The 23,493-nt window shown below is 74.6% G+C and carries 18 protein-coding genes; 8 read left to right on the forward strand and 10 right to left on the reverse strand.

The genetic code is table 11. From position 1 onward, the window contains the following. Nucleotides 1–28: 28 nt before the first annotated feature. A complete protein-coding gene (locus NDAS_RS23160) occupies nt 29–970 on the reverse strand; it encodes a DUF6895 family protein (protein ID WP_013155683.1) in 942 nt (313 codons plus the stop codon). A 304-nt stretch (nt 971–1,274) separates the two neighbouring features. On the opposite strand from NDAS_RS23160, the gene NDAS_RS23165 reads away from it, so the two are divergent. Further along, nucleotides 1,275–2,000, forward strand: a complete 726-nt coding sequence (locus NDAS_RS23165; RefSeq protein WP_013155684.1) for a class I SAM-dependent methyltransferase — start codon at nt 1,275–1,277, stop codon at nt 1,998–2,000. 144 nt (nt 2,001–2,144) lie between these two features. On the opposite strand, the gene NDAS_RS23170 is transcribed toward NDAS_RS23165, so the two are convergent. From NDAS_RS23170 to rfbH, 6 genes are all read right to left on the reverse strand, one after another. Further along, complete coding sequence (locus tag NDAS_RS23170) at nt 2,145–5,801, reverse strand: ABC transporter ATP-binding protein (protein ID WP_013155685.1); 3,657 nt, start codon at nt 5,799–5,801, stop codon at nt 2,145–2,147. Further along, nucleotides 5,801–6,958 (reverse strand): lanthionine synthetase C family protein, encoded by a 1,158-nt coding sequence (locus tag NDAS_RS23175; RefSeq protein WP_013155686.1) that lies wholly within the window; start codon nt 6,956–6,958, stop codon nt 5,801–5,803. The genes NDAS_RS23170 and NDAS_RS23175 overlap by 1 nt, the downstream gene beginning before the upstream one ends. Further along, entirely contained in the window at nt 6,955–9,918 is a 2,964-nt protein-coding gene (locus NDAS_RS23180; RefSeq protein ID WP_013155687.1) for a lantibiotic dehydratase, read from the reverse strand. The genes NDAS_RS23175 and NDAS_RS23180 overlap by 4 nt, the downstream gene beginning before the upstream one ends. Next, nucleotides 9,915–10,943 (reverse strand): LLM class flavin-dependent oxidoreductase, encoded by a 1,029-nt coding sequence (locus NDAS_RS29605; protein WP_013155688.1) that lies wholly within the window; start codon nt 10,941–10,943, stop codon nt 9,915–9,917. Before NDAS_RS29605 ends, NDAS_RS23180 begins: the two co-directional genes overlap by 4 nt. Nucleotides 10,944–11,157: 214 nt before the next feature. Next, nucleotides 11,158–11,337 carry a hypothetical protein gene (locus NDAS_RS23190; protein WP_013155689.1) on the reverse strand — a complete coding sequence of 60 codons (180 nt, stop codon included), beginning with the start codon at nt 11,335–11,337 and terminating at the stop codon, nt 11,158–11,160. Nucleotides 11,338–11,789: 452 nt separating this feature from the next. Beyond that, nucleotides 11,790–13,112 carry a lipopolysaccharide biosynthesis protein RfbH gene (rfbH, locus tag NDAS_RS23195; RefSeq protein WP_013155690.1) on the reverse strand — a complete coding sequence of 441 codons (1,323 nt, stop codon included), beginning with the start codon at nt 13,110–13,112 and terminating at the stop codon, nt 11,790–11,792. A 278-nt stretch (nt 13,113–13,390) separates the two neighbouring features. On the opposite strand from rfbH, the gene NDAS_RS23200 reads away from it, so the two are divergent. Then, complete coding sequence (locus NDAS_RS23200; RefSeq protein WP_013155691.1) at nt 13,391–14,386, forward strand: Gfo/Idh/MocA family protein; 996 nt, start codon at nt 13,391–13,393, stop codon at nt 14,384–14,386. Between the two features lie 18 nt (nt 14,387–14,404). Here NDAS_RS23200 and NDAS_RS23205 read toward each other — a convergent pair whose 3' ends face one another. After that, on the reverse strand, nt 14,405–15,658 hold the full coding sequence (locus NDAS_RS23205) for an activator-dependent family glycosyltransferase (protein WP_013155692.1): 1,254 nt from the start codon (nt 15,656–15,658) through the stop codon (nt 14,405–14,407). Between the two features lie 206 nt (nt 15,659–15,864). On the opposite strand from NDAS_RS23205, the gene NDAS_RS23210 reads away from it, so the two are divergent. The 4 genes from NDAS_RS23210 (at nt 15,865) to NDAS_RS23225 (ending at nt 20,609) form a co-directional block, all read left to right on the forward strand. Beyond that, a complete protein-coding gene (locus NDAS_RS23210) occupies nt 15,865–17,139 on the forward strand; it encodes an activator-dependent family glycosyltransferase (RefSeq protein ID WP_013155693.1) in 1,275 nt (424 codons plus the stop codon). A gap of 190 nt (nt 17,140–17,329) precedes the next feature. Continuing rightward, nucleotides 17,330–18,265, forward strand: a complete 936-nt coding sequence (locus NDAS_RS23215) for an ABC transporter ATP-binding protein (protein WP_013155694.1) — start codon at nt 17,330–17,332, stop codon at nt 18,263–18,265. A 2-nt stretch (nt 18,266–18,267) separates the two neighbouring features. Then, nucleotides 18,268–19,461: an ABC transporter permease gene (locus NDAS_RS23220; RefSeq protein WP_013155695.1), complete on the forward strand. Its 1,194-nt coding sequence runs from the start codon at nt 18,268–18,270 to the stop codon at nt 19,459–19,461. Beyond that, nucleotides 19,458–20,609, forward strand: a complete 1,152-nt coding sequence (locus tag NDAS_RS23225; protein ID WP_013155696.1) for an ABC transporter permease — start codon at nt 19,458–19,460, stop codon at nt 20,607–20,609. The genes NDAS_RS23220 and NDAS_RS23225 overlap by 4 nt, the downstream gene beginning before the upstream one ends. A gap of 108 nt (nt 20,610–20,717) precedes the next feature. Here NDAS_RS23225 and NDAS_RS28395 read toward each other — a convergent pair whose 3' ends face one another. Next, a complete protein-coding gene (locus NDAS_RS28395) occupies nt 20,718–20,822 on the reverse strand; it encodes a hypothetical protein (RefSeq protein WP_013155697.1) in 105 nt (34 codons plus the stop codon). A 571-nt stretch (nt 20,823–21,393) separates the two neighbouring features. On the opposite strand from NDAS_RS28395, the gene NDAS_RS23230 reads away from it, so the two are divergent. Together NDAS_RS23230 and NDAS_RS23235 are read left to right on the forward strand one after the other, a co-directional pair. After that, the gene (locus NDAS_RS23230) at nt 21,394–21,825 is read left to right on the forward strand and encodes a GNAT family N-acetyltransferase (protein ID WP_117199594.1); all 432 of its coding nucleotides are present in this window, start codon (nt 21,394–21,396) and stop codon (nt 21,823–21,825) included. A 40-nt stretch (nt 21,826–21,865) separates the two neighbouring features. Beyond that, complete coding sequence (locus NDAS_RS23235) at nt 21,866–22,150, forward strand: hypothetical protein (protein ID WP_013155699.1); 285 nt, start codon at nt 21,866–21,868, stop codon at nt 22,148–22,150. A gap of 52 nt (nt 22,151–22,202) precedes the next feature. Here the strand turns inward: NDAS_RS23235 and NDAS_RS23240 are convergent, their stop codons facing one another. Beyond that, nucleotides 22,203–23,489, reverse strand: a complete 1,287-nt coding sequence (locus tag NDAS_RS23240) for an activator-dependent family glycosyltransferase (protein ID WP_013155700.1) — start codon at nt 23,487–23,489, stop codon at nt 22,203–22,205. Nucleotides 23,490–23,493 lie beyond the last annotated feature (4 nt).

Here is a 23,493-nt window from a genome sequence, read left to right on the forward strand (position 1 = left end):
CGTGCTCCTCTCGTCGCGGGACCCGCGCTCACGGGCGCGCGGACGCCCCGGCGTGGGCGGCGGCCATCGCGGTGACCAGGGTCGTGTGGTAGCAGGTGCGGAAGACGTAGGCGGTGGCCCGCTCCCCCGTGCGCCCGGCCAGGACCCCGGCGTCGAAGGGCGGACCGGGCAGGGAGCCGTCGGGGCGCTGGGCCCGGGCCAGCCGGTCCCAGGCCCGCCGCTCCAGCGCGGACGGCACCCCTCCGGCGATCCGCGCGCACAGGAGCAGTTCGGCGGTCAGGTCCAGATGGTCCTCGTCCAGGTAGGCGCGCAGCAGGCCGTCGAGCACGCGCCCCATGCGCGCGGCGTCCCCCGGCAGCGGCCGGGCCCCGAAGTCGGTGGCGTACAGGACGGCGTGGGTGACCCCGTAGGCGTCGTACTCGCCGGTGCCGCCCGCGTGCTCGGCCACGCAGGCGTCGTAGAGCGGCGCGGTGCCGGGCAGGTCCGCGGGGGCGGCGAGCCCGGCCAGGTCGAGGATGTGGCGCAGTTCCAGGGCCAGGACCGGCGAGGCCCCGGCGCCGGGGGGCCGCGGGGGCCGCCGCTCGGCCAGGGCCCGCGCGTCGGCGAGGGGCCCGTCCGCCGGACGGCCCAGGTCGGCGAGCAGCGCCGCCGTCCACAGCCGGTAGGGCGGGTTCTCGCCCTCCCCGCCGGGGGCGGTCGCGGCGACCGCGTCCCGGGCCAGCTCCGCGGCGGCGCGCTCCAGTCCCGCGGCTCCGGGCGGGGCCGGATCCGTCCGGCGCAGGAGGCGGCAGAGCATGAGCAGCTCCATGACGGTGGCCCCGGCGAAGTCGCGCGGCGGGAAGTGGTCGTCCCAGCGCGGCCCGAACCACTCCGCGTGGTCGGTGAGCCAGGCCAGGGCCGCGTCCAGGACGCCGGAGGCGGTGCTCGCGTCCGTCCGGGCCGTCGTGCCCGTCCCGCCGGTGGCGGCCATCGGTCCTCCCCGTCGCGTGCCGGGCGGGTCCCGGCGGTCCCCTCTTCCCTGCCGACGCTCCCGACCCTAGGTCGGCCCCGCTCACGGCGCTTCGGTCCGGAGGAGGAAATACGCGCCCCTCCCGCGGACCGGCCGGAGCCGTCCGGACGACGGAACCTCCTACCTGGGGAGGAGGATGCGCGAGAATGTCCGGGAATCGCGCCGCGAAGGGCGTCGTGAAGCGGTGTGGGGCCCCGGGTCGCGGGTAGGTTGAAGCGCGCGTTCACGCAGAGCGACCATCGAGCGACACTGGAGTGGGGACGGTATGGGAGACATCGACCTGGCGCTGATCGGGGACCTGTACCGCAGGTACCGGGACCCCCTGGCGAAGGTCCGGGACGCGCAGCGCGAGTTCCTCCGCCGCACGCGCGGGCGGATGACGCCGCAGCTGGACGACCTGGAGGCGGAGATCACCTACCTGCTGCTGCGCGAGACGCGGCCGGACACGGTGATGGAGCTGGGGACCTTCCACGGCTGGTCCACCACGTGGATCCTGTCCGCGCTGCGCGACAACGGCGGGGGGACGCTGCACTCCTTCGACATCGTGGACAACGTGGTGGCGAACGTGCCCTCCGAGCTGTCCCTGGGGCGGTGGGAGTTCCACAAGGGCGACATCCGCGAGAACATGTCCCAGGTCCCCGAGGGGATCGGGTACCTGTTCGTGGACGCCGCGCACAACGGCCGGTTCGCCAGGTGGTACCTGGAGTCGCTGTTCCCGCGCGTGGCCCCGGGAACGCCGGTCAGCGTCCACGACGTCTTCCACGGCAAGCGCGCCCTGCCCTTCACCGAGGGCGCCGTGGTGCTGTCGTGGCTGCGCGAGAACGGCACGGACTTCTTCACCCCCTCCCGCAAGAAGGCCCCCGCGCCCTACACCGCCCTCCTGGAGCTGCGGGAGGAGCTGGGGCTGGGCGAGCCCGTGCGCACCAGCACGGACAACCCGATGATCTACTTCCGGATGCCGGAGCACCGGGGCGCCCGGACCGGGAACTGAGGCTCCCGCGCCGGGCCGGGGCCCCGGGGCGGCGCCCGCAGCACCGCCAGGTGGCGGGGTCCACACCGATCGGGATCCCGGATCGCGCCCGCCGGTGACACCACGGGACGGCGGAGCATCCGCGCCGGGCGGGGCCTCCCGGTCTCAGACCGGCACGGGCCCCGCCCCGCTGCTCCGCCACAACCGGGCGTAGGCGCCCCCCGACGCCGACAGCTCCGCGTGCGTGCCCGTCTCGACCACCCGGCCGCCGTCGAGCACCGCGATCCGGTCCGCGCGGGCGGCCGTCGCCAGGCTGTGGGTGACCACGAAGGTCGTCCTCCCCCGGGACAGGCGTTCCATCGCCGTCAGCACGGCGCGCTCGGTGCCCGGGTCCAGCCCCGCGGAGGGCTCGTCCAGCAGCAGCACGTCGGGGTCCACCAGCTGCGCCCGCGCCAGCGCGACGAGTTGGCGCTGCCCGGTGGACAGGCCGCGCCCGCGCTCGCCGACCGGATGGCGCAGCCCCCGGGGCAGGGCCGACACGGCGTCCAGGGCGCCGACCGCGCGCACGGCCTCCTCCACCTCGCGGTCGCCGGCCCCGGGGCGTCCGTAGCGCACGTTGTCGGCGACGGTCCCGGTGAACAGGTGGGGCTCCTGGGGGACCACCCCGAGTCTGCGCCGGTGCTCGGCCGGGTCGAGGTCGCGCACGTCCGTCCCGTCCACCAGGACCGCGCCCCGGTCGGGGTCGTGGAAGCGGGCGATGAGCCTGACCACGGTGGACTTCCCGGCGCCGGTCTCGCCGACCAGCGCCACGGTCTCACCCGGGTCGGCGGACAGGGTGACGTCGGCCAGGGCGGGCCCGCCCGCGCCGGGGTAGGCGAAGCCGACCCCCTCCAGGCGCACCCGGCCGCCGCCCCGCCGGACCGGTGCGGGGACCGCGCGCCGGGAGGCCGCGGCGGTGGGCGGCGTGCGCAGCAGTCCGCCGATGCGGTCCACGCCCACGCGCGCCTGCTGGTAGCTGTCGAAGACCACCGACAGCTGCTGGAACGGGGCGTAGAACATCCCCAGGTAGAGCAGGAACGCGGTCAGGACGCCCACCGACAGGGTGCCCTCCGCCACCCGGTACGCGCCCGCACCGAGGACGGCGGCGGTGGACACGTCCCCGAGCAGGGTGACGAACGGGAAGTACAGGGCGATGTGGCGCTGGGCGGTCAGCCTGGTCCTGCGGTAGCGGTCGGACAGGGCGGCGAAGCGCTCGCTCGCGCCGTCCTCGGCCCCGGCCGCCTGGGACTCGCGGGCCCCCGCCACCTGTTCCTGGAGGTCGGCGTTGACCTCCCCGATCCGCTCCCGGGACAGGTGGTAGGCCAGCGACACGCAGCGGCGGAAGTACAGGGTCGCGGCGAGCAGCACCGGCAGGACCGCCAGGGCGACCAGGGCCAGGCCCGGGTCCAGCACCAGCATCGCCACGACCATCCCCAGCACGGTGGCGCCGTTGACCACGACGATGGTCAGCCCGCTCTCCACGAACGTGGACAGCGCGGTGACGTCGGTGGTCATGCGGGTCATGGTCCCGCCGCCGCGCTCGCGCTCGTGGAAGTCCACGCCGAGCCGGTGCAGGTGCCGGAAGACGCGCAGGCGCAGGGCGTACAGGGCGCTCTCCCCGGTCCGGGTGACCACGCGGGGCTGGAGGGCCAGGACCCACCAGTTGACCGCCACCAGGGCCAGGGCCGCCGCGCCCACGGCCGCGACCACGCCCGCGTCGCCGGGGGCGACGCCCCGGTCCAGGCCCCAGCGCAGCACGACGGGCAGGGCGGTGGTGGCCAGGGCGTCGGCCAGGACCAGCAGGACGGCGAGGGCCAGCAGTGCCCGGACGGGGGCCAGCACCCGGCGGACGCCGAAGCGCGTTCCGGGCTCCTCCGGCGGCGTGCGGTCCAGGCGCTCGGCGGGGCGGTCGTCGGCGGCGGGCAGCGCGGCCTCGTCGGGGTCGGCCGCCTCCGGCACGGGTTCGGGCCACAGGGGGGAGCCGCCGCCCCCGGGGGCCGGGGCCGGTTCCTCGACGCCGCCCCCGTCCCCGGCGCACAGCCGCGCGAAGAGCGGGCAGCGCCGGGTCAGTTCCGCCTCGGTGCCCACGTCCACCACCCGGCCGCCGTCGAGCACCGCGATCCGGTCGGCGAGGGCGAGGGTGGACCTGCGGTGGGCCACGAGCAGGACGGTGCGGTCGGCGGTGACGTCGGCGAGCGTGGCGACCATGGCGGCCTCGGTGGAGGCGTCCACGGCCGAGGTGGCGTCGTCCAGCACCAGGACGCGGGGGTCGCCCAGGAGCGTGCGGGCCAGGGCCACGCGCTGGCGCTGGCCGCCGGACAGGGTCAGGCCGCGCTCGCCCACGGGGGTGTCGTAGCCGTCGGGGAGCGCGCAGACGAAGCCGTCGGCCCCGGCGGCGCGGGCCGCCGCGCGGACCTGCTCGCGGGTGGCGTGCGGGCGTCCGTACGCGATGTTGTCGGCGACCGAGCCGGAGAACAGGAACGGCTCCTCGAAGGCCACGCCGACCGCGGCGCGCAGCGAGCGTAGGCGAAGCGAGCGCACGTCCACCGCGCCGCCGGGAGGGCCGATCCGCACGGCGCCGCCGGTGGTGTCGTAGAAGCGCGGCAGCAGCAGCGAGACGGTGGACTTGCCCGACCCGGAGGGGCCGACCAGCGCCAGGGTCTCGCCCGGGCGCACGCTCAGGGACAGCCCGTCGAGCACGGTGGAGTCGCGGGTGTAGCCGAAGCGCACGCCGTCCAGCTCCACGCCGACCGGCCCCTCGGGCACGTCGGCGGCGTCGGGCGCGTCGGTGACGTCGGGGCGGGAGTCGGCGAGGTCGAACACGCGCAGGGCCGCGGGCCGCACGAGCTGGGCGCTCATGACCAGGTTGGACAGGGACGCCGACGGCGCGGTGAGGGTGACCATGTACCCGGAGAAGGCGACGAGGGCGCCCAGGGACACCTCGCCGCGCGCGACCAGCCACGCGCCGACCACCAGCACCGCGGCCTGGCCGAGGTAGGGCAGCACGCCGAGGGTGGCGCTGGGGGCCGCCTGCATGCGGGCCACCCGCATGCGCTCGCCGAACAGGCGGGCGGCGAGGTCGGCCAGACGCCGGGTCTCGCGCTCCTCCTGCCCGAAGGCCTTGACGACGCGGACGCCGGTCACGGTCTCCTCGACGTGCTGGGCGATCTCGGCGGTGCGGCGCTGCACGGCCATGGTCGCGGGCGGCATGCGCCTGCTCACGCGCGCCGTCACCACGACGAAGGAGACCACGACGGCCGCGGCCACGACGGTGAGCACGGGGGAGAGCCACAGCATCGCGGAGAAGGCGAACACGATGAGCACGAGGCCGCCCAGGGCCTGCGGCGCGGTGGCCAGCAGCCCCTGGACCAGTTGCAGGTCGGTGCCCGCGCGCGACATCACCTGGCCGGTGCGCAGGGTGTCCTGTTTGCCGCCGTCGAGACGCTGGACCGAGTCGAACACGGCCGTGCGCAGGTCGTGCTGGACGCCCAGGGCCAGCTTGCCGGACAGGAACTGGCGGGCGAACGCCCCGGCGAACTGGAGCGCGGCGGCTCCCAGCAGGGCGAGGGCGAGCACGCCGATCCGGTCCGTGCGCCCCTGGACCGCGTCGTCCACGGCGATCTGGGCGGCCAGCGGGGCCAGCGCGGTCAGCCCGGTCCCCAGGACGGCCGCCGCGGCCACCCCCGCGGCCAGCCCCGGGTGGCGGCGGCAGGCGGACAGCAGCCGCAGGACCCAGTGGCGGCCCCGGGCTGCGGGCGCTTCGGTCGGCGGGGAGCCGGGCATCAGACCTCCGGTGTGACGGGGCGCGCCAGGACGAGCTGCTCCCACGCGGGCCGCGCCCCGGTGGCCGCGTACAGCAGTGCCAGGGCCACGCCCGCGTCCCCTTCGAGGAAGGAGGCGTCGCGGATCATCCCGGCGGGGTTGAAGTAGGTCAGCGGCCCTTCGGCGCGCCGCTCGGCGAGCCAGCCGGTCCAGCGCCGGACGCACTCCAGCCCCTCGGGCAGGCCGTGGTCGTCGTGGGCTCGGCGGCCGAACCAGACCAGTCCGGCGGCGCCGTGGCACACGCACCCGTCCGTGATCCCGCAGTCCCGCTCGGGCCGGGTGGCGACCGCCGAAGCGGTGGCGCGGGCCAGGTCGGCGTCGCGCGGGTCCCCGGTGACCCCGGCGGCCGCGGTCAGCGCCAGGGCGATACCGGGGTCCCCCGAGCACCAGGTGGCGCGGGCGGGCGTGTAGCGCGTCTCGACGCGGTGCGGGAAGACGGCGTGGGAGAAGTCGCCGCGCTGGGCGCGCAGCCAGCGCACGGAGTCGTCGAGCAGCGGGCGTGCGCGCGGGGCGGCGGCCGTCCCGGCGGCCGAGGCGAGGTAGGACACCAGTCCGGCGGTGCCGTGGGCGGCGCCGAGCACCCGGCAGCCCGCGGACTGGTCGGCGCGGCGCGCCGGGGAGTCGCCCAGGCGCAGGAACAGGCCGTCGCCGTCGCGTTCGGCGCGCTCCTCGACCACGTCCAGGACGCCGGAGGTGGCCTTGTCGCGGAACCCGGCGTCGGGGTGGGCCAGGGCGTAGGCGCCCAGGCCCAGCACGCCCATGGGCAGGTCGACCTCGCCCTCGGCGGGGTAGTCGGCGATCCACCGCAGGACGGCGTCGTCCACGGCGCCCAGTCCGGACGGCTCGGTGCCGCGCTCCCGGGCGAGCCGGAGCGCGGTCCACCCGGCCTGGGCGGCGCCCCGGTAGAGCCAGGGGCCGGTGCCGCCGCCGGAGCGCAGCAGGCCCATCGCCTCGTGGAAGGCGTCCTCCGCGCGGTGGTCCTCGCCGAGGGCTCGGGCGAACTCCATCCGGGCCACGGCCTGGTCCAGCAGCAGCGGGAACGTGGGGTTCTCGCGCACCTGGGCGTCCATGTCGTCCAGGAACCGTCGCGCCAGGTCCAGTGTGTCCGCGTCGTTCATCGTTTCCTGCCCTCCAGTGCGTGCAGACGGCGCAGGTGGCGCCGGGCGAGTTCGTGCGCCAGGTACTCCATGCGCACCGCGTCGAAGGCGAAGGTCCGGTTCAGGTGCAGGTGCAGCGCCGACCCGAACACCGACCACCGGTCGCGGGTCCCGGTCCCGGGCTCCAGCGCGGCGGCCAGCGCGCCCAGGGCCTTGGCCACGCCCTCGTCGGAGCGGACCCCCTCCAGGTGGGCGCGCAGGGCGGCCTCGTGCGTGCGGGCGAACTTGCCGAGGCGGTTGCCCTCGCGGGTGGGGGCCACGTCCAGACCGCCCTGGCACGCGCGCAGGAACTCCTCGCGCTCGTCGAAGGCGGCGAACAGCTCGGTGCACCAGTGGGTGACGTCGGCGACCGCCCGGTAGAGGCGGGCCGACTCGTCGGCCAGCTCCGGCAGCGCGGCGGCGACGCGGTCGCTGGAGGCGGTGAACAGCCCCTCGGCCGCCCGCAGGCCCTCTGTGCCGCCGTAGCGCGCCACCTCGGGCACGTACTCGTCCAGGACGACCCTGCTGACCAGGCCCTCGGCGGCCAGCCGGGCCCCGAGGGCGTCCACGGCGGTCAGCACGCCGGGCCGCGCGGCGGGTTCGGCCGGGCGGACCCGCACCCGCACGTGGTAGCCGTCCCCGTCCTGGTAGCGGAGGAAGAACCACTGGTCGGCCTCACCGGCGGCGCGCAGGTCCGAGGAGAGCCGGTGGGCGCGCGCCACCACCTGGTCGGCGGTGGCGTGCCCGCAGTACAGGCGCGCGTAGATCCAGGCCCGGCCGTGTCCGCGGTCCAGGACGGCCGTCCCCGCGCCGGTGCCGGGCGGCTCGCGCAGGACGGGCCCGGTGGGCACGACCACCTCGGCGACGTGGCCCCCGCCGGGGCCGCGCACGGCGGGCGCCTCGGCCTGGGGCATCTCCACGAAAGCGGTGTCGCGTTCGCCGGCGCGTGCCAGGGCGGCGCGCACCGAGGCGTCCTCGCGCAGGTCCACGGGGAGCACGTGGTCGTACTCGCCGGTGCCCACCCAGGTGCGCCCGCCCAGGCCGGGCAGGCGATCGCGCAGCGCGGCGGCCGGGGAGGGCGCGGACAGGACCGCGGCGACGTCCCCGGGGCGCAGCAGCCAGCGCTCGGGGGTGACCACGACCCGGCCGCAGGTGACGCGGGGCAGGTGGGGCAGACGGGCCAGCGGGCCCCACGACCAGCCCGCTCCGCCGGACGTGGCCAGGTGGCCCAGCACCGCGTAGACCGGGTCCAGGCCGTGGAAGTCGACGTTGTGGGCGGTGTTGAGCTCCACGAGGACGGGTCGGCCGGTGCGGGCGTCGCGCAGGCGGAAGCCGTCCGGGCACAGGCGCAGGAGCAGCCGGTCCAGGTGCAGGGTGCCCGCGTGGGCGCCGGTCAGGGCGATGGTCTCGTCCAGCACGCGGGGGCGCACCAGGACGTTGCCGATGCGTCCGCCCGGGTGGTAGACGAGTTCGGCGTGGAGGGGGTTCCGCGCGGGGTCCGCGGCTCCGTGCCGCCCGCGGGCGCGGTCGACCTGCTCCCGGACGCGGTCGGCGACGGCGGGGCGGTGGAGGCCGAACCGGGCCACCAGGGCGTGGGGGGCGCGGCCGACCCCGCCGACGAGCATGCTGTGCGGTCCGTCGTGGGAGGAGGGGTCGGCGTCGCCGAGCAGGACGGCCAGCAGCGCGCGGGAGCCGTCGGTGTCGGACTCGGGCAGGTGGGCGATGTCCACGGAGCCGCCGTCGAGGTGGCCGCCGTCGGCGGTCCAGCGTCCGAGCAGGTCGAGCAGCTCGGGGTTGACGGTGGGTTCGGCGGGGCGGGAACCGGCGCGCAGGCCCGCCCTGGCGGCGAGTTCGGAGGCGCCGCGCCGAGCGGGCCGCAGCACGCCCGACTCCAGGTCCAGCGCGCTCAGCAGCGGCACCTCGGCGTCCTCGAAGCGCTGGGCGAAGGCGGCGCGGAAGGAGGCCATGTCGAAGCCTGGGCCGCCGCCGGGGGAGGAGAGGGCGGTGAGGCGGCGCACGGCGGAGCGCAGGTCGGCGACGGTGCGCCGGTCCAGGCTGGCGGCGCGCATGGCGAGTTCGGGGTGCAGGTCGAAGCGTTCGGCGTACCTGGTCCGGGCCAGGGCGGGCGCGTGGTCGGCGGCTCGGTCCCAGGCGGTGTCGAGACGGTCGCGCAGCCCCGGCTCGAAGGGGCGCTCCCCTGCGGCGTCGGCCAGCAGGACGCGCACGGCGGCGGCCCGGTCACGGTCGCCGACGGCGTCCAGGAGGCGCACGGCCCGGTCGGCGGGCTCGTCACCGGGGGCGATCAGGCCGTCGGAGGGCTGGAGCAGGCCCCTGTCCCTCAGTCCGCGCACGAAGGCGCGCAGGCGGTCGGGCTCCACGCCGGGCAGCCGCTCGGAGAGCGCTTCGGCGAGGTCGGCGGCGCTCATCTCGGCGCCGCCGAGGACCTCCAGGGCGGTGTCGATGGCCTCGGTGCGCCGAACGCTCACCACGGCCGCGGTGGCGTCGCCCGGAGCGGCGAAGCGCACGGCGGAGGGACCGACGCCGGCCAGGGGGTTGAGCCGCAGGGGGACGTGGTCGGGGTCGGCGTCGGCGAGGGCGTCGGCGACCGTCTCCTCCAGGGCGCGCACGTCCACGCGTACCCGCACGCGGTGTTGGTCGCGCCGGTCGGCCTCCAGGTCGCGGCGGTCCCCGACCGACAGCGGCGCGGTTCCGGCGAACAGCCCGTAGGGGGTGGCGCGCCCGCCCATGCGCGCGAGGTAGCGCAGCAGGGTGGCGCGGGCGCGCTCCTCGGACGCGGACGCGGTGCGCAGGTGGGGGTCGGCGGCCAGGTCGACGGCCATGGCGGCGACGGGGTCGTGGACGTCGCCCGCGGCGACCATGCGGGCGGACTCCTCGACGCTGAGCAGGGGGACGCGGACCAGGCCGAAGTCCGGCCCGCTCACCGGGCACCGCTCCCCGTGGCGGCGGTCGCGGAGGGGACGGCCCCGTCGGAGCGCGCGGTGTCGCCGGTGGGTACGGCGTTCCCGGCGGGGACGGTTCCGACGGGAGGGGCCGCGGCCCCGGCGGGGGAGGCCGCGCGGCGGCGCACGGCGGCGAAGACCTCCTCCACGGCGCGCAGGTGGTCCTCGGGATCGCTGGACAGCTCGGTGACGACCGCCTCGTCGGCGCCGGTGATGGCCAGGACGCGGTGGACCGCTTCGGCGCACTGGTCGGCCGTGCCCGCGCAGTTGACCCGCACGCCCTGGCGCAGGCTGTCGGCGCGCGCCGTGGCGGGGTCGTCGTTGGCGACCAGGGCCAGGGCCACGGCCGTGCGCCCGCCGGGATGGGCCGCCCGGTAGGCCCTGAGCGTGCTGACGCAGGCGTCCACGTCGGTGTTGAAGAACAGGGCGTGGCAGTAGTGGGTGCCGGTCCTGGCCGCGATCTCGGCGGAGCGGTTCCCGGCGCCGTGCGACCAGAGCTGGAACCCGGTGTCCACCGGATCGATCCACTCCGCGCCCCCGCGCAGGAGGGCGACGGTCGCGTCGATGACGGCGCCGACGTCCTCACCGCGCTCGCGCAGGTGGGCCAGGTCCTCGGCCGCTCCCCCGCTCACGTCGCCCCGGCCGAACCCGACGTCGAGGCGGTCGGGACAGAAGTGCGCGGCGGCGGCGACGTCCTCGGCGGTCAGGTGGGGGTCGCGGATCCTGGACAGCGTGACGGCGGTGCCCACCCGCACGCGCCGGGTGTGGCTGCCCAGGACGGCGGCCAGCAGCAGCGGGTTGGTGCTGGGCACGCCGGAGGCGTGGTGCTCGGGCAGCCAGACGCGGCTGTAGCCCAGCCGCTCTGCGAGCAGGGCCGAGGCGAAGGCGGTGTCGCGCTTGTCCCGGACGGGTCGGCCCTCGGTCAGGTCGAGGTACTCCAGCAGGCCCAGCGGCGGCGCGGCGTCCAGCGGCGTCTCCTCGCGGTCCTGCGCTGTGTCGTCGTGCATGGGGGACTGCCTCCTCGGCCGGGTCCGCGCCCGCGGCGCCGCGCTCGCGGAAGGTACGGAAAACACCTGTGGATGCGCCGCGGGGCGGCGGTCGCCGGGCGACCGCCGCCCCGGGCGTGGTCGTGCCGGGCCGCGGTGGATCAGGGACGGGGTTCCACCGTTACGGACGGCCGAGTGCCGCCCACGGCCTCTGTGGGGACTGCGGGTCCACCCCCTAGCAGGAGATGGTGTTGGCGCTCGGGCAGGGGGTGCCCCAGCAGGTGGTGCCGAAGGTGATCGGGCCGGGGGCCTCGGCGCCGCTGTTCTCGACGGACTGGCCCGAGCCCGGGGTCTCGAAGGTCTCGGCGTCGACGTCGAGGTTGATCTCGGGGCGGCTGCTGGCGGAAGTGGCCATGGGGAATGCCTTTCTCGACTCAGGGCGACCGTTTTGTCGGTAACGCCTGGTGTGAAATACACATTAGGCTCCGGCCGCGCAGCGGTCTTCATTCACGCGGACCATTTTCCCTTCCTCCTTCAGGACGAATTCACGGCCTTCCGCGGGACGACCCCCCGCCCCCGGGGTGGGGGGTCGCGCAAAGGAGGCACCCACCCGAAGGAGGGGCGCGAATGCCCGCGTTCCGGGAAACGGACCCGCTTCCACCTGCGTTTCTCCCTGACCCACCCGACACGACGCCTGCGGCGCGGTCACCCGCGTCCGGGGCCGCACCGCCCCGTGTCTCCGCCCCGGGGAGGAGGTGCGCCGACCCGAGACCAAAGCCCCGGATAACAGCAAAAAGTCATGCGAATACCCCGAAAAATGAGGAAACCCCGGCCGCCGAGACGGCGGCCGGGGTGCACGGCACCGCGTCAGAAGACGCCCTTGTGCCGCTCCTTGACGAACTCGGTGACCGAGGAGACCACGTAGTCGATCATCTCGTCCGTGAGCCCGGGGTAGACCCCGGTCCAGAAGGTCCGCTCCGTGGCGATGTCGCTGTTCTCCAGCTCTCCGGACACGCGGTGCGGCCGGTCCAGGTAGGCGGGGTGCCGGGTCAGGTTGCCCGCGAAGAGCAGGCGGGTGCCGATCCGCCGGGACTCCAGGAAGTGGACCAGCTCGGCCCGGTCGAACGGCGCCCCGGGGTCCACGGTGACCACGAAGCCGAACCAGCTCGGATCGCTGTTGGGCGTGGCCTCCGGCAGGATCAGGCCCGGAAGCCCGTCCAGCCCCTCCCGCATCCGGCGCCAGTTGCGGCGCCGGGCCTCGCCGAAGGAGTCGAGCTTGTCGAGCTGGCTCAGCCCGAGCGCCGCCTGGAGGTCGGTCCCCTTCAGGTTGTAGCCCACGTGGGAGAACGTGTACTTGTGGTCGTAGCCGGGGGGCAGGGTCCCGAGCTGGTAGCTGAAGCGCTTGCGGCAGGTGTCGCTCTCACCGGGCTCGCACCAGCAGTCCCGCCCCCAGTCGCGCATGGACTCCACCACACGGGCCAGCATGAGGTTGGACGTGAGCACGCAGCCGCCCTCGCCCATGGTGAGGTGGTGCGCCGGGTAGAAGCTGACCGTCGACAGGTCGCCGAAGGAGCCCGTCACCTGCCCGTCGTAGAGGGAGCCCACGGCGTCGCAGTTGTCCTCGATCAGGAACAGGTCGCGCTCCTCCGCCAGGCGCGCCATCTCCCGCGCCTCGAACGGGTTGCCCAGCGCGTGGGCGATCATGATCGCCCGGGTACGGGGGCCGATGGCCCGTTCCACCCTTTCGACCGTGGTGTTGTACGTGCGCAGCTCGATGTCCACGAACACGGGCACGAGCCCGTTCTGGAGGATCGGGTTGACGGTCGTCGGGAACCCGGCGGCGACCGTGACGACCTCGTCGCCGGGGCGCAGCCGCTGGTCCTCCAGCAGGTGCGAGGTCAGGGAGGACAGCGCGAGCAGGTTGGCCGAGGAGCCGGAGTTCGTGAGGTGGGCCTTGCGCCTTCCGAGCCTGCGGGCGAACGCGGACTCGAAGCGGCGTGCGCTGGGGCCCGCCGCGATGCGCATGTCGAGGGCGGCCGCGACCAGGGCCACCCTGTCCTCCTCGTCCAGGACCGCCCCGGAGGGCCAGATCTCCGTCACACCCGGAACGAACTCGCGTTCGGTGCGGGTGGACCGGTGGTGCTCACGGACCGCATCGAGAACCGCCGCCGCCTCGTCACTCGTCGCCATACGTGGTACTTCCCTCCTGGGCTCGCGGCCCGGACGGGAGCGGACCCCTCCGACCGCTTCCGCGGACACCGGACCCTCCCGGCCTCCGGGCCCGGGTACAGCGCCGAAAGAATAGGGGAAGCGCCGCGCGGCACCACCCCCGCCAGGAGGGGGTCCCCCCTCCGGCGCGGACGGCGGCGCCCCGCCCGCCGCGGCTCTGGCAGTATGGCCGCGCCGAGTCCGTGGCCGGCTGCCGCCGCCACCGGTGTCTCGGCAGCGGTCGACACGAGGGAGGTCGTGTGTCCTCGACGCTCGGGGGTACGGGAGCGCCGGTACGGCTCGGACTGGTCGGCTGCGCCGACATCGCCTGGAGGCGCGTTCTGCCCGCCGTGGCGGTGACGCCCTCGGTGGAGCTCGTCGCCGTGGCCAGCCGCGACCCCGCCAAGGCGCGCGGGTTCGCCGAGCGCTTCGGCTGCGAGGCCGTCACCGGCTACGCCGACCTGCTCGCGCGTCCGGACCTGGACGCCGTGTACATGCCGCTCCCGGTGGGGCTGCGGCACGAATGGGTGGGCCGGGCCCTGGAGGCCGGGCTCCACGTCCTGTCCGAGAAGCCCCTGACCGTCGGTGGGCGGACCTCGGCCGAGCTGGTCGCCGAGGCCGGTCGGCGCGGTCTGACCGTCATGGAGAACTTCGCCTTCCGGCACCACTCCCAGCACCACGAGCTGAGGCGGCTGCTGCAACACGGCGCGGCGGGGCGCACGCGCGCGCTGATGTGCGAGTTCGGCGTGCCGGCGCGCGCTCCGGGGGACATCAGGCACGACCCGGCGCTGGGCGGCGGCGCGCTGCTCGACGTGGGCGTGTACCCGCTGGGCCTGGCCCAGTTCCTGTTGGGTGACGACCTCCGCGTGCGCGGCGCCTTCCTGGACCACGCGCCGGACACGGGGGTGGACACGCGGGGTTCGGTGCTGCTCTCGGGTCCGGGCGGGGTGGCGGTGCAGCTCGGGTTCGGCTTCGGGATGCACTACCGCAACACCTACACCGTCTGGGGGGAGAAGGGGACCCTGCGGCTGGACCGGGCCTTCACACCGCCCGAGACGCTGCGCCCCACCCTGGAACTGCGCACGGACGAGGGGGCCGAGGACCTGTCCCTGGAGGCCGACCACCAGTTCCGCAACCTGTTGACGGCGTTCGCGGACGGTGTGCGGGGGCGGGCGGCCGTGGACACGGCGCCGGTCCTGGCCCTCGCCGGCCTGGTCGAACGCGTCCGCGAGGCCGCCGCCCACTCCCCGGTCTGAGCGCGTGCGCGCCGGGTGTCAGCCCCCCGCCCGGCGGACGAGCGCGTCGGCGAGGTCGGCCGGAGAGGGCATCGCGCGCATCGCCTCGCGCACGCGCGCGGTGCCCCGGGCCAGGGCGGGGTCCTCCAGAAGCCGGGAGACCGCCGTGCTGACGTCCCCGGCGGTCATGGTCCGGTGGGGGACGGAGACGGCCGCGTCCCGCGCGGCGAGCATGTCGGCGAGCATCGGATCGTCGAACCAGCTGGGGACGATGACCTGCGGCACGCCCGCGTCCAGTCCCGTGAGCACGGTCCCCCACCCCCCGTGGTCGACCATGGCGGCGCAGGTGGGGGCCAGGGCGTGCAGGGGGACGTACTCGACCAGGCGGGCGTTGCCGGGGACGGTGCCGAGCTTGGCCTGTTCGCGGGCGGGCAGGGTGGCCACGACCTCCACGTCCAGCTCGGCCAGACCCTCCAGGAGGTCCCGGAACACGTCCCCGCCCCGGTCCTGGCCCATGAGGGTGGTGCCCAGGGTGACGCAGACCCGGGGGCGGGTGGGGGGTGTGCGCAGCCAGTGGGGGACGACGGCGCGTCCGTTGTAGGGCACGTAGCGCACCGGCAGGTACTCCAGGTGCGCGGGCGTGTCCACCCGCAGGGACGCGGGGACCTGCTCGACGGTGGCCTGGCCGTGGACCAGGGTCTCGGAGAAGTCCACGCCGTACCGGGCCGCCCTGGTCCCCAGCCACGCGGCCAGGGGGTCCTCCCGCTGTGAGGCGGGCTGTTCGCCCATCCGCGCCAGGAAGCGCGCGCGGGTGCGGGCGAAGATGTCGGCCCCCCACAGGTAGCGCACGTGCGCGGCCCCGCACGCCTCGGCGGCGATCGCCCCGGAGAAGCTCACCGAACCCCAGACCACCAGCTCGGGACGCCACTCGCGGCAGAGGGCGACCAGGTCGTCGACCATGGGGTCGTTGACCATCCGCCACCACCACGGCACCACACGGCGGTAGCCCTCCAGCAGGTACTCCCAGGGAACCCGCTCGTAGGGGTCGGTGACGCGGCCGAACAGCGGGACGTCGTCGAGGGTGTCGTGGAGGTCGAAGGCCTTCATCGTGCGCCAGAAGGCGTGGTCCCTGCCGACGGCGGTGAAGGGCAGGCCCGCCCCCGCCGCGACGGGCTCCAGCGCGGGCTGGCTGGCCACCCGCACCTCGTGGCCCGCGGCGCGCAGCGCCCACGCCAACGGGACCATGCCGAGGAAGTGCGGCTTCTCCGCGGCCGCGGCCAAGAGCACACGCATGTCCCGTCCCCTCCTCGAAACGCGTCGGAAGACTAGGGGAGGACGCGTCGGCCCGTCCAACCCCGGTCGGCGCCGGACCGCGCACGCGCCGCCTCCGCCCCCTCGCCCGGAGCTGGTAGACATGGCGCTTCCGCCGGAGCGGCCCCCGCTCCGCGCCCTCCACACCTCGGTGCCCCCACCGACCAACGACCCCCAGGAGAGCGACCGTGCGCGTCGTCGTGGCGTCCCTCGCCGAGAAGACGAACTTCCTGAGCCTGGTGCCCCTGGCGTGGGCGCTGCGCGCCGCCGGGCACGAGGTGCGGGTGGCCAGCCAGCCCGCGCTGGAGCCCGTGGTGCGGGAGACGGGCGTGCCGTTCGTCGCGGTGGGGCGCGACCACGGGTTCTGGCGCCATCTCACCGCCCGGTCCTCCTTCGACGGGATGCGGGGAGGCGTCCCCCTCTTCTCCGTGTACGGCCGGGGCGGGCCGGAGGGCTCCTGGGAGGAGACCCTGGAGGAGTACCGGCAGGTCGTCACCTGGTGGTGGCGGATGGTCAACGACCCCATGGTCGACGACCTGGTCGCCCTCTGCCGCGAGTGGCGCCCCGACCTGGTCGTGTGGGAGCCCATCACCTTCTCCGGGGCGATCGCCGCCGAGGCCTGCGGGGCCGCGCACGTGCGCTATCCCTGGGGCGCGGACGTGTTCGGCGCCGTACGCGCGCGCTTCCTGGCGCGGATGGGCGAACAGCCCGCCTCACGGCGGGAGGACCCCCTGGCCGCGTGGCTGGGGACCAGGGCGGCCCGGTACGGCGTGGACTTCTCCGAGACCCTGGTCCACGGCCAGGCCACCGTCGAGCAGGTCCCCGCGTCCCTGCGGGTGGACACGCCCGCGCACCTGGAGTACCTGCCGGTGCGCTACGTGCCCTACAACGGACGCGCCGTCGTCCCCGAATGGCTGCGCACACCCCCCACCCGCCCCCGGGTGGCCCTGTGTCTGGGCACCAGCACGGCGGCGTGGCTGGGCAGGTTCGGGGTGGACGTGGCCACGGTTCTGGAGGGTCTGGCCGAGCTGGACGTGGAGGTGGTGGCCACCCTGCCCGCCAGTGAGCAGGCCAAGCTCGGCGCCGTCCCCGGCAACGCCCGCCTGGTCGAGTACGTGCCCCTGCACGCCCTGGCCCCCACCTGCGCCGCCATGATCACCCACGGCGGGACGGGCACCGTCCTGACCGGTCTGGCCCACGGGGTCCCGCAGCTCGTCTCGCCCCGGCCCACCTTCGACGAACCCCTGCTGGCCTCGTCGGTCGCGGCCGAGGGCGCGGCGCTGGTCGTGGACCCCGACCGCATGGACGCCGCCACCGTCACCGCCGGCGTACGCGCCCTCCTCGAAGACCCCCGCCACACAAGCGCCGCCCGCGCCCTGCGCGCACGCATGGACGCCATGCCCACCCCCGCCGACCTCGCCCACACCCTCACCGCGCGCCGGCCCGCATTCCGAAGCAAATGAAACCAGGCCGAAACGCCACATCGAAAACAACCGGAACATAAACGGACACTTTCTGTGGTTCACTGGCCCGGACCGCGGAACGCCACGGAGAAAAGGCGGCGCGGAAAGGGCGCGGCCGCGTCGGGGAGGAACGCGCGAAACAGCCGACCGCCCGGCGGACCGCGAAGGCACAGAGGAGCGAGGAGGGCCCGTGCCCATCCTGGAAGTCCAAGGAGTGAGCAAGAGATATGGGAAGAACCTGGCGGTCGACGACGTCAGCTTCTTTATCGACGAGGGGGAGACCTACGGCCTGCTGGGACCCAACGGAGCGGGCAAGTCCACCACGATCGGCATGATCACCGGCATCCTGAGCCGGGACGCCGGAACGATCCTCGTGGACGGCGTCGAGCACAGCGTCACGAACAGGAAAAGCAAGTCCCTCATCGGGTTCGTCCCCCAGGAACTCGCCCTCTACCACGACCTCAGCGCACGCGACAATCTGCGTTTCTTCGCGCGCATGTACGGGCTCTCCTCCTCACAGGCGCGCAGCCGGACGGAGGAGGTCCTGGAAACAGTCGGCCTCTCCGAGCGCGCCGGTGAGGCCGTATCCAAATTCTCCGGAGGAATGGCCCGAAGGCTCAATATCGGCCTCGGACTGCTCAACAACCCGAGACTCCTCATCCTCGACGAACCGACGGTCGGCGTGGACCCCCAGAGCCGCAACTCCATCCTGGAGAGCGTGGACGCCCTGACGCGGGGCGGCGTCTCCGTGCTCTACACGACGCACTACATGGAGGAGGCAGAACGCCTCTGCGACCGCGTCGGCATCATCGAGGGCGGCCGCATCCGCGCCGAGGGCACGCAACGCGAACTGGTCGCCCAGGTGGGCGAGGACGACACGGTCCTGGTCACCCTGGACTCCCCCGGCGAGAGGCTGCTCGGCGCCCTGCGCGCGCTGGACCGCGTGGACGAGGCGACCTGCGAGGGGAACCGGATCAGGCTCCTGACGCCCGACGCCCGGGACGTCCTGCCCCGCATCCTCGACACCCTGACGCAGGAGGGCGCCGGCATCAGGTCGGTCGAGGTCCAGGAGCCGGATCTGGAAGCCGTCTTCCTGCGCCTGACCGGGAAGGGACTCCGGGAGTAGCCATGGCGAACGGAACCAACGCCCTCTCCATGACCGCGGCCATCGTCGCCAAGGACGTGCGCCAGCGGCTGCGGGACGGCAGCCTGCTGGTCTTCGGGCTGCTCCTGCCGCTCGGGGTGGCCTTCTTCTTCAACATGCTGCTCGGCGACGGGACGTCCCAGGGGACGAGCTCGGAGTACGTGGTCGTCGACGGCGACTCCGGATCGCTCGGCGAGGGCTTCGTCGACGAGGCGCTGCGCCCCCTGGAGGACGACGGGGTGCTGGAGCTGTCCGAGGCCGGTTCCGAGCGCGAGGCGCGCGAGGCGGTCGAGGCGGGGGCCGCCGACGCGGCCTTCCTCATCCCCGAGGACTTCACCGAGTCGCTGGAGGCGGGCGAGGACGCGGTCCTCACCGTCGTCGGCGACGCCGACTCCCCCGTGGCCACCCACATCGCCCGGGAGATCGGCCGCGCCTACGCCACCGAGCACCACCGCATCCGACTCGCGATCGCCACCGGCTTCGACTCCGAACCCGACCCGGCCGCCGCGGCCCGGCTCCTGGAGGAGGCGGAGACGGCGGCGCCGCCGCTGACGGTGGTCGAGGACGCGGACCTGGAGTGGCGGGAGCTGGGCACCGCCACCTACTACTCGGCCTCCATGGCGTTCTTCTTCGTCTTCTTCGCGGCGATGTTCAGCGTCACCAGCATCTTCGACGAGAAGGCGGGCGGGACCCTGGCGCGCCTCCTGGCCAGCCCGATCCCGCGGGGGGCGATCCTGGTCGCGAAGCTCTCCAGCGGACTGCTCATCGGCCTGGCGAACATGGCGGTCCTGGCCGTCGCGACGACCCTGTTCTTCGGCGCCGACTGGGGCGACCCGCTGGGCGCGGCGGCGCTGATCACCACGGGCGTGCTGGCCGTCATCGGGCTCACCGCCGCCGTGGCGAGCTTCGCGCGCAGCTCGGAACAGGCCGCCAACTGGCTCTCGGTCCTGGCGATGCTGCTCGGAGCGTTCGGTGGAGCGCTGTTCCCGATCTCGCAGCTCAACGCGCTGGCGGTCGTCAGCTACCTGACCCCCCACCGGTGGTTCCTGCTCGGCCTGGGCGAGCTCTCGGCGGGAGGCGTCGGCTCGGTCCTCCTGCCGTGCGCGGTCCTGCTCGCGCACGGCCTCGCCGGCTCGACCGTCGCGCTGTTCCGTATGGGACGGATGGTGAACTCATGAAATCGCTGACCATCGGCGTCCTCAACGTACGCCGCGTCTTCCGCGACCGGACGAACATCTTCTTCGTCCTGCTGCTCCCCTTCCTGATGGTCTTCATGATGGGGCTGATGTACGGGGAGGGGAAACCGGTCCTGGGCGTCGTCGCGCCTTCCGGCGGAGGGCTCGCCGAGCGCCTCGTGGGCGCTCTGGAGGAGGACGAGCGCATCGACGTCCTGCGTCTGGACGAGACGGAGATGCGCGACCTGGTGGAGGCCGGGGACGTCCAGGCGGGCCTGGTGGTCCCGGACGACTACGGGGACCTGGTGCGCGACGGCGGGCAGGTCGAGCTGGAGCTCGTCACACGCGGCAACGACTGGGCCGCCGCGGACGTGGGGACCTGGGTCCGCTCCGTGGTGGCGCAGGAGTCGGCGCTGCTGAGCACCGCCCGGGTCACGGAGAGCGTCCGCGACGACGGGTTCGAGGAGCGCCTGGCGGACGCGGAGGAGACCGAGGTGTCCGGCGTCCGGGTGGAGGTGGTCACCGCGGGTGAGGCCACGTTCCCCGAGGGCGTCTCCTCGCACAGCCTGGCGGCCCCCCCGCTGCTGCTGCTCTACACCTTCATCACGGCGCTGACGACGTCGCTGGGCATCGTCCAGGCCAGGCGTTCGGGGGTCCTGCGGCGCCTGTACGCCTCCCCCACCTCGGCGGGGTCCATCGTCCTCGGCGAGGCGCTGGGCAGGTTCCTCATCGCCCTGACACAGGCCCTGCTGATCCTCTTCGGGTCGGCCCTGCTGTTCGGAGTCGCGTGGGGGAACCTGTTCGCCACCTCGCTGGTGGTGACCGCGTTCTGCCTGGTCAGCAGCGGTGCTTCGCTACTGCTCGGCAGTCTGGCGAGGACCGAGGGCGGCGCGTTGGCGGCGGCGGTGGGCATCAGCCTCGGGGCGGGCGCGCTCGGCGGCACCATGCTCCCGCTGGAGTCCTTCGGCGACACCATGACCACCATCGCGTTCCTGACCCCGCACGCCTGGGGCTACGACGCGTTCAGCGCGCTGGTCCGCGACCAGGCCTCACTCGTGGACGTGCTCCCGCACGTGGGAGTGCTCCTCGGGTACGCCGCCGTCCTCCTGGCGCTGGGCGTCTGGCGCTTCCGCGCCGCGGTCACCAGGTAGGCGGGCCCCGGCGGGGTGCCGCGCCCGGCGTGGCCGGACGCGGCACCCCTTCTCCGGGGGCGGCGGCGGATCAGGCGGACCGGTCCGTCACCGCCCGGTGGGGAGGCGTCAGCTGCAGCTCACGAGGCTGGCACCGCTGTTGAGGAAGGCGCCCTCCTCAACGAGGGTCTCCGCCTCCAGGGACTGCAGGTCGAGAACGTCGCTCACGGCCATTTCTTCACCTTTCAGGAGAAAGGAATCCCGGGCTGCCCGAGGCATTCGTCCCGGGCCCGCACCGCGATCCGACCCGGCTTTGTGCCAGGGTCGTCTCACGATAACAGCGCCCGCCCCGCCGCTTCCTTCCCATATCCGAGATCCCCTTTCCCCGAGCCCGGGAAAATTGACGGCGGCCCCGCGGCGGGGAATGGCGGGCGCACCTGGCGGGATGCGGCGGGAGCCGGGGCGGTGCGGCCCGGCCGCGGGGGCGGAACCGCCCGTACCTGCCAGAACGGAGCCCTCCAGGCGGCTAAGGTAACCGGAGCCGCCCCGCCTGTCCCGCTGGCGGGACAGGCGGCGGGAACCCCCGATACGCCCCCATTCCCTCCGTCCCCGTTTTCGGGAATCCTCCCCCTTCCGGCGCACGGCAGGAACGGAACGGCTGCGAACCGACAAAAAATTGAGGCAGGAGAGCGTGCCAGAAAATACCGTGGAAACACGCAGAGTCAGGCTCCGACCGGTTGAGAACCTGGGCGCGGCCGCCGCCGTCAGCGCATTGGCGGAGAGGGGCGTCCCCGAATTCCCGGGAATGGACGACCTCGTCAGGCCGCTCCCCCGCGACGCCGAGGACGCGGCGGAGCAGTTCCTCGCCGTCGCCCCCTCCACCGGCGCCGTCCTGGGGTTCTGTTCGCTCTCGCGCCTGGACCGGGAGGAGCGGTGGGTCCAGGTGGACGTGGTCGTGGACGAGGGGGCCAACGCCGTCGGCATCGCGTTGGAGGCCACGGTGCTGACCGTGGACCGCGCCTTCCGCGCGTGGCCGGTGGACGAGGTCCGCTTCTGGTCCGTCGGCGAGCGGGCGAACGGCCTGCGCGACCATCCGACCATGGTGACCGAGTCGGAGCCCCCGCGGCGGCCCCCGGGCCTGGAGTCCGCCTCCCACTTCGTCATCCAGCGCGAGCGCTGGGAACGCTACGGCGCCAAGTTCGTCCAGCGCCTCTCCCAGGGGCCCGACGCGGGCTGAGGACGCCACCCCACCACACCAGAGAAGAGGTTCGGCAACGATGGCCGCAGTAGACCAGAGCGAGATCCTGTCCCAGATCAAGGTCCAGGCGATGACCGTCCTGATGTTCACGTCGAACGAGCCCCAGTTCGACCTCCCCGAGCCCTCGCAGACGAGCGACCTGGACTCGTTCTCGATCGTGCAGCTCGTGCTGGCCCTGGAGGACGTCTACAACGTGTCCCTCCTGGAGGACATGTCGGAGTTCACCGGCAGCAGCTTCGAGGACCTGGCCGGGTTCGTGGCGGAGAGGATCCGTGAGCAGAAGGGGGCGCCCGACAGGGCGTGACCCCGGCGGGAACGCCGTGTCCGCCGCCGTAGCGGACACGGCGTTCCCGTTCTCAGGCGCTTCGGCCCTCGGCGGCCAGCTCCTCCAGCACCGGGACGAGTCCGGCCGGGCTGGTCATCCCGTGCGCCCTGTCGCGGAGCACGCGCGCGCCCTCGGCGAAGCGGGGCTCGTCGAGCAGGCGCCCGACCTGGAGGGCGACCTCCCCGCCGGTCATCCCGGCCCCCGCCAGCGCGAGGCCCGCCCCCAACCCGGTGATCCGCTCGGCGAGCAGCGGTTCGTCGAAGACGTACTGGGCCATGGAGAACTCGGGGAGGACGAGCTGCGGGACACCGTGGAACACCGCGGTGCAGAAGGTCCCGGCTCCCCCGTGGTGGACCACCGCGTCGCAGTGGGGCATGAGCGCGTGCAACGGCACGTGCTCCACCACCCGGACGTTGTCCGGCAGGGTTCCGGCCCGCGCGCTCTGCTCGGCGGACAGGGTGGCGACGACCTCCACGTCCAGTCCGGCGACCGACTCCAGCAGCTCCGCGAGGGGCAGCCGGTAGCGGTCGTCGAACTTCTCCGGCACGGCCGAGCCGAGGGTCAGGCAGACCCGCCTGCGCCCGCCCGGGGAGCGCAGCCAGTCGGGCACCACCGCGGTCCCGTTGTAGGGCACGTAGCGCAGGGGGATGTGGCGCACGCCCTCCTCGGGGTCCAGGCGCACACCCGGCGGATAGGGGTCCAGGGTGGCCTGGCCCCGGACCAGGTCCTCGGAGAAGTCGGCGCCCACGCGCCGGGCGCTGCGCTCCAGCCAGTCGGCGAGGGGGTCCTCGCGGTCGGCGGCGGACAGCGCGGCGGCGCGCTCCAGGAACCGGCGGCGGGTGCGGGAGAACACGTCCAGCCCCCACAGGACCCGGACGTGCGCCGCGCCCGAGGCCCGGGCCGCCACCGGCGCGGCGAAGGTGGTCGGCTCCCACAGGACCAGGTCGGGGCGCCACGAGCGGCACAGGTCGGTGAGGTCGTCCAGCATGGGCGTGTTGACCGGATGCCACCACAGCCGGACGAACTCGCGGTAGCCGTCGAGCAGGTAGTCCCAGCCCAGCGCCTCCGGATCGCTCCTGGTCATGTCGAAGCCCCGGCTGTCGCCGAAGCCCAGGCCCTTCAACGTGGTCAGCAGCTGGTGGAAGAGGTGGTCCCGGCCCACCTGGACGGCGGGCAGCCCGGTGCGCGCCGCGACGGGGACCAGCGCGGGCTGGCTGGCCACCCGCACCTCGTGCCCGGCGGCGCGCAGAGCCCACGCCTGCGGGATGAGGCCCAGCAGATGGGTCTTCTCCGCCTGGCTGACGACGAGCACGCGCATGTGC

Source organism: Nocardiopsis dassonvillei subsp. dassonvillei DSM 43111, from assembly GCF_000092985.1.
In the GTDB taxonomy this organism is placed as follows: Bacteria; Actinomycetota; Actinomycetes; order Streptosporangiales; family Streptosporangiaceae; genus Nocardiopsis; species Nocardiopsis dassonvillei.

Bases quoted from the DNA above. Each gene is read 5' to 3' on its own strand.
- NDAS_RS23230 (WP_117199594.1), top strand. From the start codon at position 21,394: ATGGACGACCTCGTCAGGCCGCTCCCCCGCGACGCCGAGGACGCGGCG.
- NDAS_RS23165 (WP_013155684.1), top strand. From the start codon at position 1,275: ATGGGAGACATCGACCTGGCGCTGATCGGGGACCTGTACCGCAGGTAC.
- NDAS_RS28395 (WP_013155697.1), bottom strand. From the start codon at position 20,822: ATGGCCGTGAGCGACGTTCTCGACCTGCAGTCCCTGGAGGCGGAGACC.
- NDAS_RS23225 (WP_013155696.1), top strand. From the start codon at position 19,458: ATGAAATCGCTGACCATCGGCGTCCTCAACGTACGCCGCGTCTTCCGC.
- NDAS_RS23190 (WP_013155689.1), bottom strand. From the start codon at position 11,337: ATGGCCACTTCCGCCAGCAGCCGCCCCGAGATCAACCTCGACGTCGAC.
- NDAS_RS23170 (WP_013155685.1), bottom strand. From the start codon at position 5,801: ATGCCCGGCTCCCCGCCGACCGAAGCGCCCGCAGCCCGGGGCCGCCAC.
- NDAS_RS23205 (WP_013155692.1), bottom strand. From the start codon at position 15,658: ATGCGTGTGCTCTTGGCCGCGGCCGCGGAGAAGCCGCACTTCCTCGGC.
- rfbH (WP_013155690.1), bottom strand. From the start codon at position 13,112: ATGGCGACGAGTGACGAGGCGGCGGCGGTTCTCGATGCGGTCCGTGAG.
- NDAS_RS23220 (WP_013155695.1), top strand. From the start codon at position 18,268: ATGGCGAACGGAACCAACGCCCTCTCCATGACCGCGGCCATCGTCGCC.
- NDAS_RS23235 (WP_013155699.1), top strand. From the start codon at position 21,866: ATGGCCGCAGTAGACCAGAGCGAGATCCTGTCCCAGATCAAGGTCCAG.
- NDAS_RS29605 (WP_013155688.1), bottom strand. From the start codon at position 10,943: ATGCACGACGACACAGCGCAGGACCGCGAGGAGACGCCGCTGGACGCC.
- NDAS_RS23175 (WP_013155686.1), bottom strand. From the start codon at position 6,958: ATGAACGACGCGGACACACTGGACCTGGCGCGACGGTTCCTGGACGAC.
- NDAS_RS23160 (WP_013155683.1), bottom strand. From the start codon at position 970: ATGGCCGCCACCGGCGGGACGGGCACGACGGCCCGGACGGACGCGAGC.
- NDAS_RS23240 (WP_013155700.1), bottom strand. From the start codon at position 23,489: ATGCGCGTGCTCGTCGTCAGCCAGGCGGAGAAGACCCATCTGCTGGGC.